Annotated in this window: 10 protein-coding genes; 5 read left to right on the forward strand and 5 right to left on the reverse strand. The window is 72.5% G+C overall.

From position 1 onward, the window contains the following. Positions 1-2: 2 nt before the first annotated feature. Complete coding sequence (locus tag EDD93_RS35590) at positions 3-1,016, reverse strand: sugar ABC transporter permease (protein WP_123530468.1); 1,014 nt, start codon at positions 1,014-1,016, stop codon at positions 3-5. A 339-nt stretch (positions 1,017-1,355) separates the two neighbouring features. Between EDD93_RS35590 and EDD93_RS35595 the strand changes: the two genes are divergently transcribed. The 5 genes from EDD93_RS35595 to EDD93_RS35615 all read left to right on the forward strand — a co-directional run bounded on the left by EDD93_RS35595 (position 1,356) and on the right by EDD93_RS35615 (position 9,471). Beyond that, a complete protein-coding gene (locus EDD93_RS35595; RefSeq protein ID WP_185092622.1) occupies positions 1,356-2,342 on the forward strand; it encodes a hydroxyacid dehydrogenase in 987 nt (328 codons plus the stop codon). Between the two features lie 62 nt (positions 2,343-2,404). Beyond that, on the forward strand, positions 2,405-3,499 hold the full coding sequence (locus EDD93_RS35600) for a LacI family DNA-binding transcriptional regulator (protein ID WP_123530471.1): 1,095 nt from the start codon (positions 2,405-2,407) through the stop codon (positions 3,497-3,499). A 158-nt stretch (positions 3,500-3,657) separates the two neighbouring features. Further along, the gene (locus tag EDD93_RS35605) at positions 3,658-5,037 is read left to right on the forward strand and encodes a M60 family metallopeptidase (RefSeq protein ID WP_123530473.1); all 1,380 of its coding nucleotides are present in this window, start codon (positions 3,658-3,660) and stop codon (positions 5,035-5,037) included. A gap of 44 nt (positions 5,038-5,081) precedes the next feature. Then, positions 5,082-7,493, forward strand: a complete 2,412-nt coding sequence (locus tag EDD93_RS35610; RefSeq protein WP_123530475.1) for a polysaccharide lyase 8 family protein — start codon at positions 5,082-5,084, stop codon at positions 7,491-7,493. Positions 7,494-7,533: 40 nt separating this feature from the next. Beyond that, positions 7,534-9,471, forward strand: a complete 1,938-nt coding sequence (locus EDD93_RS35615) for a DUF2264 domain-containing protein (RefSeq protein ID WP_123530477.1) — start codon at positions 7,534-7,536, stop codon at positions 9,469-9,471. Positions 9,472-9,505: 34 nt separating this feature from the next. Here the strand turns inward: EDD93_RS35615 and EDD93_RS35620 are convergent, their stop codons facing one another. From EDD93_RS35620 to EDD93_RS35635, 4 genes are read right to left on the reverse strand one after another with little or no spacing between them, the layout of a single operon-like run. Continuing rightward, complete coding sequence (locus EDD93_RS35620) at positions 9,506-10,093, reverse strand: GAF domain-containing protein (protein ID WP_123530478.1); 588 nt, start codon at positions 10,091-10,093, stop codon at positions 9,506-9,508. Continuing rightward, positions 10,090-10,866: an ATP/GTP-binding protein gene (locus EDD93_RS35625; RefSeq protein ID WP_311318353.1), complete on the reverse strand. Its 777-nt coding sequence runs from the start codon at positions 10,864-10,866 to the stop codon at positions 10,090-10,092. Before EDD93_RS35625 ends, EDD93_RS35620 begins: the two co-directional genes overlap by 4 nt. Continuing rightward, complete coding sequence (locus EDD93_RS35630; RefSeq protein WP_185092623.1) at positions 10,844-11,215, reverse strand: DUF742 domain-containing protein; 372 nt, start codon at positions 11,213-11,215, stop codon at positions 10,844-10,846. Before EDD93_RS35630 ends, EDD93_RS35625 begins: the two co-directional genes overlap by 23 nt. A gap of 2 nt (positions 11,216-11,217) precedes the next feature. Next, on the reverse strand, positions 11,218-11,652 hold the full coding sequence (locus EDD93_RS35635; RefSeq protein ID WP_123530482.1) for a roadblock/LC7 domain-containing protein: 435 nt from the start codon (positions 11,650-11,652) through the stop codon (positions 11,218-11,220). Between the last annotated feature and the right edge of the window lie 6 nt (positions 11,653-11,658).

Raw genomic sequence — 11,658 nt, forward strand, 5'->3', positions numbered from 1 at the left:
TCTCAGCGGTCAGCACCGCGGTACACCCCTTCGTGGCCGAGCCGGTGGGCGAACTTGTTCGCGCCCAGCACGAGTACGGTGCCGATGACGGCCTTGACGATTCCGACGGCGGCGGCGACGCCCCAGTCGTTGTCCTTGATGCCGTGGTAGTAGACGTAGGTGTCGAGGACCTCGCCCGCGTCCGGGCCGACCGCGTCGCGCTGGAGCAGGATCTGCTCGAAGCCGACGGAGAGGATCTGCCCGAGGTTGAGGATCAGCAGCAGGATCAGTACGGGGGCGATGCCCGGCAGCGTCACGTGCCAGAGCCGGCGCCGGGGCCCCGCGCCGTCGATCGCGGCGGCCTCGTAGCTCTGCCGGTCGATGTTGAGGAGCGCGGCGAGGATGATGATCGTGCCCCAGCCCGCGTCCTTCCAGGCCACCTGGAGGGTCAGCAGCCAGGGGAAGGCGTCGGGGTCGCTCATCATGTCGTACCGGGGCAGCCCCAGACCGCCCAGTACGTCGGGCAGCAGCCCGGCGCCGCCCAGGATCTGCTGGAAGATCGAGACGATGATGACCCAGCCGATGAAGTGCGGCAGATAGACGACGCTCTGCACGAAGCGCCTGATGCGGTCGCTCGCGATGCTGTTGAGCAGCAGGGCGAGGGCGACCGGGATCGGGAAGAAGAACACCAGCTGGACGAGGGCGATCTCCAGGGTGTTGAACGTCGCGCTCCAGAAGGCGGGTTCACCGAACGCCGAGGAGAAGTTGGCGAAGCCGACCCAGACGCTGTGCATGTAGCCGAGGTAGGGCTGGTAGTCCTGGAACGCCACCACGTACCCGAGCAGCGGCACGTAGTGGAAGACGACGAAGTAGAGCAGGCCGGGCAGGGTGAGCAGCAGCATCACCCGGTCGCGCTTGATCCGCTGCCCGAGCGTCAGCCGGTGTGGCGCGGCAACGGTCCGGGCTTCGGGCGGGGCGGGTTCATCGGCCCGCTGCCGCCGTTTCTCCCGCGGCAGCGGGGGTGCTGTTTCAGCCATGGTGCGTCCTGTTCGGCCGGGTGGCGCGTAGTGAGCCTTCTGCGGCCGCAAGTTAGTAAGCGGTTAACCCAAGCGTCAAGGGATCCGAGCGAACGTCTTTGTTTCGCAGTGCTCTCCGGAGGAAATCCGGGCCAGAAAATCGCCTTATTACGTCTGAATACGGCCAGTTGTACGCGGAGGGAGCTTGACGGTCTGCCGTCGTGCTCCCTAGCGTGCCGGTCATTCCATAGAACGCGATTACTGTCCGGAGGCAGGGTGCGAACCACCGAAGAGGCACCGGCTCAATCCGGTACCGATGCCGCGACCCCGCCCCGAAGGCGGCCGCGCACGGTTCTGGTCATGAGCCCCGGACTGCTGGACGAGGTCTTCCCGCCTCCCGTCCGGGCCCGGCTGGAGGAGACGGCGGACCTCCTCGACCCGTCCGTGATCAGCGAGTTCGGCTCCCCCGCCGCCATCGCGGCGCTCGCCGGCGCCGAGGTGCTGCTGACCGGCTGGGGCTGTCCGCCCGTGGACGCCGCGCTGCTGGCGAGGGCGCCCGCGCTGCGGGCGGTGATCCACGCGGCCGGCACCGTGAAGACGTTCCTGTCCCCGGACGCCTTCGACCGCGGGATCACCGTCTCCTCGGCGGCCGCCGCCAACGCGGTGCCGGTGGCGGAGTTCACCCTGGCCGCGATCATCATGGGCGCGAAGCGGGTGTTCCCGCTGGCGGGGCTCTACCGGGAGCGCCGCACCCACCGCACCGGCGCCGACCTCGACCGGCAGCACTGGCTCGGCACGCACGGGCTGACCGTCGGCGTGGTCGGCGCCTCCCGCATCGGCCGCCGCGTCATCGAGCTGCTGCGGGTCCTGGACGCGGAGGTGCTGCTGTACGACCCGTACGTGAGCGCCGCCGAGGCGGCGCTGCTCGGTGTCACCCCGGCCGATCTGGACACTCTCGTGGCGACCAGCGACGTGGTGACCGTGCACGCCCCGGACACCCCGGAGACCCGGGGGATCATCGACGCCCGCCGGATCGGCCTGATGCGTCCCGGCACCCTCCTCGTCAACACGGCGCGCGGCCCGCTGGTGGACACCGAGGCGCTGACCGGGCACCTGGTCAGCGGGCGGCTCGACGCGGTCCTGGACGTGACCTCGCCCGAGCCGCTGCCGGCCGGCCACCCGCTGTGGGACCTGCCCAACGTCTTCCTGACCCCGCACCTCGCGGGGGCCCAGGGCAACGAGGTGGGCCGCCTCGGCGCACTCGCCGTCGACGAACTGGCCCGGTACGCGCGCGGCGAGCCCTTCGGCCACCCGGTGCACCGGACCGACCTGGGGAGAATCGCATGAGCTCCGTCCCGCCACAGGGCCTAGGCTCGGCGTCACACAACAGCCACCAGGGGGTGAGCCGGATGCGCCGGCAGAGCACGGCCGCGGACGGACAGCGGCGCGCGACGGTCACCGACGTCGCCCGGCGCGCAGGGGTCTCGACGGCCACCGTCTCCCGCGTCCTGAACCGCAACTACCCGGTCGCGGAGGCGACCCGGGAGCGCGTCGAGTCGGCCATGCGCGAGCTCGGATACGTGGTGAACGCGCACGCCCGCGCGCTGGCCGGGGTCTCCAACCGCACCGTCGGCATCATCGTCAACGAGGTCATCGACCCGTTCTACGCCTACATCGCCCGCGGCGTGGAGCGCGAGGCCGCGCTCGGCGGACGGCTCTGCCTGGTGTGCTGCACCCAGGGCGACCCGCAGCGCGAGCTTGCCTTCATCGACCTGATGCACGAGCGCAGGGCCGACGCGGTGGTGGTGGTCGGCGGCTCCATCGCCGACCGGGGCTACACCTCGGAGCTGGCGCGCCGGGCACGCGAGCTGGACGCGGGCGGCTCCAAGCTGGTGCTGTGCGGCAGGCCGCCGCTGGGCGAGGCGGCCCCGACCGCCGCGGTCGAGTACGACAACGAGGGCGGCGCCTTCGCGATCACCGACCACCTGCTGATGCAGGGCCACGAGCGCATCCTCTACCTCGGCGGCCCGCCCAAGCTCTCCACCACCCGCGACCGGCTGGCCGGGCACCGGCGGGCGCTGGAGCTGCGCGGACTGCCCGCCGATCCCGAACTGGTCCAGTCGGGCGCCTTCAGCCGCAACTTCGGCTACCGGCGGATGGCCGAACTGATCCGGGACGGGCTCGACTTCACGGCCGTCTTCGCGGCGAACGACGTGGTGGCCGCCGGTGCCGCACAGGCGCTGGAGGAGGCCGGGCTGCGGGTGCCCAAGGACATCTCGCTGGTGGGCTACGACGACATCCCGGTCGCCCAGGAGCTGCGCCCCCGGCTGACCACGGTCCACGTGCCGCTGGAGGAGATGGGGCGCCAGGCCGTGCGGCTGGCCGTCTCCGGCGGCGACGACGACGACTGGCGGGAGCCGACCACGGGCGCACTGCGGCTCGGTACCCACATCGTGGTACGCGATTCCGTCGGCCCCCGGGCCGGCAGGCCCGCCCGAGGTTGACCGGTTACCTCCTGCCTGTCCGCAGTTGGCCATAGAAAAAGACAGTAACTTCCCGACTCCCCTTGCGGCTCGACAGCAACCGCTTACATGCTGACGGCACGTCCCACCCCGTTCCGCACGCTTCCGCCCCTCATTCGTTTCTGCAGGGAGAGTTCCGCATGCGTAAGCACACCCCCTCCGCACCCTCCGCCGCCCCGGTCGCCCGCCGCTCCGTGCTCGCCGCCGCGGCCGGCGCCGCGGCGGTGGCCGCACTCGGCGCCACCGCCTCATCCGCGCAGGCGGCCCCGTCGCACGCCGCCCCCGGGCGGCCGCTCGCCCGCCCCGTCTCCCTGACCGTCACCGCCCGCCCCGGCGCCGAGGCCGAACGGCTGCGGCTCGCCCAGGCGCTGCGCGGCTCGGAGTTCCAGCCGACCGGCCTGTACGTCCCCGCCGGCACCCCGCTCTCGCTGACCGTCCGGCCGCACGACGGCCTGCTGCCCACCCTCTGGATCGGTGCCTGGGACTACTACGGCGAGGTCACCGAACCGCGCGCCCACCCGCTCACCGCGGGCGCCAACACGGTGACCGACCCGCACGGCGGCCCGGTCTACCTGACGCTCACCGGCGACGGCGAACGGGCCTCGGTGCTCATCCGCTCCGGAGCCGTCCCCATGCCGGTCTTCATCCTGGGCCGTACCACCGAGGCCGACTACCAGCGGCAGCTCGACACCCTGACCACCTCGCCCTGGGTCGAACTCCACGGGCCGGACACGATCATGACGCTGACCCGGGACGGCGCACTGCAGTACCGGAACGAGGACCACGCAGCACTGCTCCGGCTGGTCGGGACGATCATCGACTCGCACGCCCGGATCAGCGGCCTCGACGGCTCACGCCCCGTGCACCGGCGCAAGGCGGGCCCGTACCACTTCACCGAGGTCAGCAAGGTGCCGACCGGTGTCGGCGCGTACGCCACGCACGGCTACAACGGCTTCCCGCGCGCCTATCTCGACCGGGCCACCACCGTCGAGGGACTGCGCACCCGCGGCTGGGGGCTCTACCACGAACTCGGCCACCTGCACCAGCAGATGGCCTACAAGCCGGGCGGCCTCACCGAAGTCACGGTGAACATCTACTCGCTGGCCGCACAGCGCACCCTGGACCAGCCGTCCAACCTGCTCACGGTCGACCCGGCGACCGGACGGACCGCCTTCCAGACCGCACGCGCCAAGTTCGGCACGGCCGGGCTGACGTACGAGAAGTCGTTCGGCGCCTACGAGAAGCTCGTGCCGCTGCGCCAGCTGGAGCTGGCCTTCGGGGACGACTTCTGGCCCCGGCTGCACAAGCTGGTGCGCGAGGAGAACCCGCAGTCCGACTCCACGGAGACCGACAAACGCTACCGGGCGCTGGCCACCTACTCCAGCCGCGTCGCCGGCCGCGACCTCACGGACTTCTTCGTCAGCACCTGGGCCTTCCCGATCGACGCCGTCGGCCGGGCGGAGCTCGCCGCCCTGAACCTGCCCCGGCCGGACGTCGACCCGAGCACGCTCACCGACTGAGCGGCACACATGGACGACGCAACCGCACCGGACAGGGAGTCATCGTGCAACTGAGCAGAAGGACCCTCCTCGCCGCGAGCGGCGCCACCGCCGTCGGCGCGGCGCTCGCCCCGACGGCGGGCACGGCACAGGCCGCGGACACCGCGCCCGGCACGGACCAGGACTTCGACGGGCTCCTCCGGCGGGCGGAGACCCTGATCACCGGAGGCGGGTTCGACCCGTCCGACCCCGACTTCGCAGCCGCCCTCGCGGCCCTCGACAGCACCGCGAAGGGGCTGTGGGACACCCTGGACCGCGGCACCGGACGGACCGCGCTGTGGGCCGACCTCTCCCCCGTCACCGCTGCGGGCAACTTCGGGCAGAGCTACACCCGGCTGCGCACCCTCGCCACCGCATGGGCCACGCCCGGCGCCGCCCTGTCCGGTGACGCGGCGATCGCCGACACCCTGCTCGACGCGCTGCGCTTCACCTACGACACCGCCTACCATCCGCAGGCGGGCGAGAGCGGCAACTGGTGGTTCTGGGAGATCGGCGCCCCCCGCGCGCTGATGGACTGCTGCGTCCTGCTGCGCACACGGCTGCCCGAGGCCGATCTCGCGGACTACCTGGGCGTCGTCGACCGGTACTGCCCCGACGCGGACCGCCGGACCAACTCCCCCGCACTGTCCGAGACGGGCGCCAACCGCACAGACAAGGCCGTGATCGTGGCGCTGCGCGGGCTGCTCGGCAAGGACGCGGACAAGGTCGCATCGGCCCGTGACGCCCTCTCCGACGTCCGCGACTCGGGACGCAACAGCCTCTTCCGGTACGCGGGTTCGGGTGACGGGTTCTACCAGGACGGCTCCTTCGTCCAGCACGAGGTGGTCGCGTACACCGGCTCGTACGGCACCGTGCTGCTGGGCGGCGCCGCCTGGCTGCTCTCGCTCCTCGCGGACTCGCCGTGGGCTGTCGCCGACCCGAAGGTGTCGGTGATGTACGAGGCCGTGGAGCGCAGCTTCGCTCCGGTGGTCTTCGACGGGCTGATGATGGACTCGGTGCGCGGGCGGGCCGTGTCGCGGGAGCGTGCGGGCGACCACCGGGACGGCGCCTCGGCCCTCGCGGCGATCCTCCTCCTGGCGTCCGGCGCACCCGGCTCCTACGCGGACCGCTGGCGGTCTCTGGTCAAGGGCTGGCTGACCCGCAACCGCACCACCCCGTTCGCGGCCCTGGCCACACTCCCCCAACTGGCCCTGGCCAAGGCCGTGCTCGACGACCCCTCTGTCCGCGCGGGTGCGCGCACGACGGGCAGCTTCGTCCTCGCGGACATGGACCGCGTGGTGCACCGCCGCCCCGGCTGGGCCTGCGCGCTGTCGCTCTCGTCGAAGCGGATCTCCGCGTACGAAGCGGGCAACGGCGAGAACCTGCACGGCTGGTACACCGGCGACGGCATGACGTACCTGTACGACGGGGGCGGCCTCGGGCAGTACAACGACGGTTTCTGGCCGACCGTCGACCCGTACCGGCTCCCCGGCACCACGGTCGACACCCGCCACCGCGACGATCTCGGCACCGGCGCGGGCACTTCCACCTACCTGCCGTCGAACAGTGTCGCGGGCGGGACCGTCCTGGACGGCCGGTACACGGTGGCCGCGATGGAGGTGGCCGGCGCCCCGGGCAGCACGCTGCGGACCAGGAAGGCGTGGTTCCTGCTGGACAACGCGGTGGTCGCGCTCGGCGCGGCCATCACCGCGAGCGACGGCCGCGCGGTCGAGACGATCGTCGAGAACCGCAACCTCGGCGCGCTCGGCCGGGACCGGCTGCTGGTCGACGGCGTGCCGCTGCCCGTGGAACAGGGCCGGGCCGACAGGTTCCACCGGGCCCGGTGGGCGCATCTCGACGGAACCGGCGGCTATGTCTTCCCCGGGGGCGCCGCGCTGCACACCCTGCGCGAGGAGCGCACCGGAACATGGCGGGCCGTCAACACGGGCGCGGACACCGGCGGCAGCACCGATCCGGTCACCCGACGCTATGTCACCCTCTGGGTGGACCACGGCGTCTCGCCCGCCGACGACGGTTACGCCTATGTGCTGCTGCCGGGTGCGTCGGCCGCCGCCACCGCGGTCTGGGCGCACTCCCGGCCGGTCCGGATCGTCGCCAACGACGCCGTCGCGCAGGCCGTGGAGGACCGCAGGAGCGGGCTCAGCGCCGTGCACTTCTGGGGTGCCGGCTCCGCCGCCGGGATCACCTCGTCCGGGCCGGCGTCGGTGATCGTGCGGCGAAGAGGTTCACAGGTGTCCGTCGCGGTCGCCGACCCGGGCCGGACGCAGACCTCGCTCACGGTCGAACTCCCCTTCCGGGTGCGGTCGGTGGCGCACGCCGATGCCACCGTGCGCGTCGCCCTCGGCCGCAGGACCGTCCTCACGGTCGAGACCGGCGGCTCACGCGGCCACACCCACCGCACCGAACTCGTCCAGTAACCACCTCTTCCGAGTGTCGATCCCGAGGAGCAGCGCCGCCATGCCCGCCACCCCGTATCTGCAACTGCCGCCCACCGACCGGGTCCTGTCGTCGCGCACCGGCTGGACCCGGGCGCACTGGGAGGCGACGGCCGACCGGATGCTCGACGCGCTGACGCCATACGCCTCACCCGGTTTCGCGCAGTACCGGCTGCCGGGACGCGGCAGTTGGTCGGGGGTCGTCTCGGACGGCCTCGAGGGCTTCGCGCGCTCGTTCCTGCTCGCCGCCTGCCGGATCGCGGGCGCGGGCGCGGGCGGGGCGGTCGACCCCTCGCTGACCGAGCGGTACGCGGCGGGTCTCGCGGCCGGAACGGACCCCCAAAGCGGCGAGGCCTGGCCGCGCCTGACGGACTGTTCGCAGCAGATGGTGGAGGCGGCGTCGGTCGCCTTCGCACTGCACGAGACCCGGCCGTGGATCTGGGACCGGCTGGACGCCGGGGTCCAGGAGCGGGTCGTCGACTGGTTCTCCGGATTCGTCGGCGGCCGCACCTGGGACAACAACTGGCGGTTGTTCCAGGTGGTGTCCGAGCAGTTCCTCGCCTCGGTGGGCGCCCCGTACAGCCGGTCCGACATCGAGGACGGGCTCGACAGGATCGAGGACTGGTACGTCGGTGACGGCTGGTACACCGACGGGGACGGCCGCAATTTCGACTACTACATCGGCTGGGCGATGCACCTGTACCCGCTGCTGTGGGCGCGGATCGCCGGGCCGGAGGGCGACGGCGGCCGGGCGGCTGTGTACCGGGGGCGGCTGAGCCGGTTCCTGGAGGACTACCAGCACTTCTTCGGGGCCGACGGCTCGCCGGTCCACCAGGGCCGTTCGCTCGCCTACCGCTTCGCCGCGCTGGCCCCGGCGTGGATGGGTGCGCTCGCCGACTGCACCCCGCTGGCTCCCGGACTCACCCGCCGGCTCGCCTCGGGCACGCTGCGGCACTTCGCGGAGCGCGGGGTGCCGGACGAGCGGGGGCTGCTGACGCTCGGCTGGTACGACACCTTCCTCCCGTCCACCCAGCCCTACTCGGGTCCGGCCTCGCCGTACTGGGCGAGCAAGGGCTTCCTCGGGCTGCTGCTCCCGGCCGACCACGCGGTGTGGACGGAGCGCGAACTCCCGTTGCCCGTCGAGGAGTCGGACACGTACACCGCGCTGCCCGCACCGGGCTGGCTGCTGCACGGCACCCGGAACGACGGGATCGTCCGGCTGGTCAATCACGGCAGCGACCACAACCCGCCCGCGCCCGGGGCCAATGCCTGCGAGGACGATCCGGACCGGGGCGCGGGCGAGGACGACCCGCACTACGCGAAGCTGGCGTACTCGACGGCGGCCGCGCCGCAGTCCGCACCGCACGCCGCAGCCCGGAACATCGACAACCACCTGGCCCTGATCGCCCCGGACGGCACGCCGTCGCGCCGCCGCCGGATCCATCCGCTGCACTGCGAGGGCCGCGTCGCCTCCTCCTGGTCGGCGGCGCGGCTGCCGGGCGACGAGCGCGCGTACCGGATCGGGACGACGAGCGTGCTGCACGGCCCGTGGGAGATCCGGGTGCACCGGGTCGATTCGCCCGAGGGCGCGGTGGTCCGGGAGGGCGGCCACGCGGTCGCCGGTCCGGTGAGCCCGTTCGCCTCGTCGGGTCCCGACTGGGCGCTCGCCCGCACGGCCGACGGGCTGACCAGCGCGGTGGTGGCGCTGTACGGCTGGGACGGCGGCGCCGACGGGGCGGCGGTGGCGCGCGATGTGGAGTCCAACGCGTACGGACCGCACTCGGCGATCCCGTATCTGCGCGGCGCACCCCGTCCCGGCGGCCGGAGCGTTCATGTGTCGCTCGTCGTGCTCTCCCGGGACACCGTCCATCCGGAAGCGCTGCGGACGGCGGTGCGGGTGCGGGTGGACGGCGACGCGGTGGTGCTCACCTTCCTGGACGGCAGCCGGGTGGAGGTCTGACCGGCGGCCCCCCGGCCCGGCCGGCGGGGCGGGCTCAGATCCCGATGCTGTTGTCCTCCCGGCTGTGGATGTGCCCGATCAGCTCCTGCGCGAGGGACTTGATGGTGTCGAGCCCGGCCCGCCCCCACGGGCGGGGCACGGTGTCCACGGCGCAGACCGCGCCCAGGGCGATCCCCGTGCGGTCGATGAGCGGCGCCCCGAGGTAGGAGCGGATGCCTATGTCGTCGACCACCGGGTTCCCGGCGAACCTCGGGTAGTCGCAGACGTCCTCCAGGACCAGCGCCCTGCGCCGGACCACGACGTGCGGGCAGTAGCCGTGGTCGAGTGCGACGTAGCGGCCGCTGCGGCCGCTGCCCGCCGCAGTGGCGCCCAGGTCGGCGCCCTTGCGGATGCCGGCGGGGGTGTGCAGTCCGGCGTAGAACTGCCGGTTGCCGTCGATGAAGTTGACCATCGAGAAGGGCACTTCGGTCACTTCGGCCACCCGGTCGGCGAAGGCGTCGAAGTTGTCGAAGGAGGCATCGGACCGCTCCCCCAGGTCCAGGCTGCGCAGCCGCTGGGTCCGGGCGCGGGCGTCGCTGTCGACGGGAGTCAGCAGCATCCGCCCGATGGCGTGCGGGATCACGTAGGGACTCCGAAACTGCCGTGCCCGGAGAGCGGGGCCGGCTCGGCGGTGGCGTTGATGAGGTGCTGGACGAGGGTGACCAGCGCGCCGGTTCCCGAGCTGGCGATCCGGGCGTCGCACAGGACGACGGGCACCGCGGGCGCCAGGTCAAGTGCGGCCCGCACCTCCTCGGGGCCGTATCGGAAGGCGCCGTCGAACTCGTTGACGGCGACGATGAATCCGATGCCGCGCCGTTCGAAGAAGTCGACGGCGGCGAAGCACTCCTCCAGCCTCCGGGTGTCGGCGATGACCACGGCTCCGAGCGCGCCCTGCGAGAGCTCGTCCCACATGAACCAGAAGCGTTCCTGGCCGGGGGTGCCGAACAGGTAGAGCACGTGCTGCTCGTCCAGCGTGATGCGGCCGAAGTCCATGGCCACCGTGGTGGAGGTCTTGGACTCGATGCCTTCGAGGCTGTCGGTCGCCGCGCTGACCTGAGTCAGCAGCTCCTCCGTGCTCAGCGGCGCGATCTCGCTGACCGCGCCGACGAAGGTCGTCTTGCCGACACCGAAGCCGCCGGCCACCAGCACCTTGAGGGCGACGGGGAAGCCCTCGGAGCTGCTGGGCCCCTGGGCGTGCCCGAGGGAGCCGGGGGCGTCCTCGTATCCCCCGTTTCCCGGGACCCCGGCGTGACCAGCGCTCCCGGGGCCCTCCGCGTAGCCGACGTTTCCTGGGCTCCCGGCCCCCGGGTGCGGGGCGGAGCTGTCGAAACCGTCAGAGCTGTCGTCGTAAGCCATCGAGCACTGCCTCCAGCAGGGATCGGTCAGTGGGCATGTCATGGAAGGCGGGCGGGTGCGCGGTGACCGCTCCGCAGTCGACCAGGTCGGAGAGGAGCACCTTGGTGACGACTGCGGGCAGTCGCAGGTGTGCGGCGATCTCGGCCACCGACGTGGGTCCGCCGCACAGTCCCAGCGCGACCGAGTGCTCGGGGCCGAGGTGGACCTGCGGGACGGTCCCGGTGGCCATCACCAGGGAGAGCAGGTCGAGCACGGTGGTGGGGCGGGTGCGGCCGCCGCTCACCGTGTACGGGCGGATGAGGCGGCCCGCCGCATCGTCGAGCAACGGCGCGTCCTGCGTGGCCGACACGCTCACAGCCCCGTGGCGCCCGGCACCCCGGCCGCTTGTCTGGTCGGGGTCATCAGATAGGGCCGGACACTCTTGACCAGCATGGTCATCTCGTAGCCCAGCACGGCCGCATCGGCGCTCCGCCCGGCGAGCACCGCCAGACAGGTGCCGGAACCGGCGGTGGCCACGAACAGGAGCGTCGAGTCGAGCTCCACCACCACCTGCCGGACCTCCCCGTTGTCCCCGAACCGCGCCCCGGCGCTGCGGCCGAGGGAGTAGAGGCCGGCCGCCAGCGCCGCCATGTGGTCGGCGCTGTCGGCGTCCATGCCGTGGAGGGACTTCACCAGCCCGTCGGCGGACAGCAGGACCGCGCTTCGGGTGTACGGCACGCGCTGTACCAGCCCGCTCAGCAGCCAGTCGAGGTCCGAGACCTGACCGGACGGCGTATCGGTCGCCATGGTGCA

Source organism: Streptomyces sp. 840.1 (assembly GCF_003751445.1).
Taxonomy (GTDB): Bacteria; Actinomycetota; Actinomycetes; order Streptomycetales; family Streptomycetaceae; genus Streptomyces.

Bases quoted from the DNA above. Each gene is read 5' to 3' on its own strand.
- EDD93_RS35590 (WP_123530468.1), bottom strand. From the start codon at position 1,016: ATGGCTGAAACAGCACCCCCGCTGCCGCGGGAGAAACGGCGGCAGCGG.
- EDD93_RS35595 (WP_185092622.1), top strand. From the start codon at position 1,356: ATGAGCCCCGGACTGCTGGACGAGGTCTTCCCGCCTCCCGTCCGGGCC.
- EDD93_RS35600 (WP_123530471.1), top strand. From the start codon at position 2,405: ATGCGCCGGCAGAGCACGGCCGCGGACGGACAGCGGCGCGCGACGGTC.
- EDD93_RS35605 (WP_123530473.1), top strand. From the start codon at position 3,658: ATGCGTAAGCACACCCCCTCCGCACCCTCCGCCGCCCCGGTCGCCCGC.
- EDD93_RS35615 (WP_123530477.1), top strand. From the start codon at position 7,534: ATGCCCGCCACCCCGTATCTGCAACTGCCGCCCACCGACCGGGTCCTG.
- EDD93_RS35625 (WP_311318353.1), bottom strand. From the start codon at position 10,866: ATGGCTTACGACGACAGCTCTGACGGTTTCGACAGCTCCGCCCCGCAC.
- EDD93_RS35635 (WP_123530482.1), bottom strand. From the start codon at position 11,652: ATGGCGACCGATACGCCGTCCGGTCAGGTCTCGGACCTCGACTGGCTG.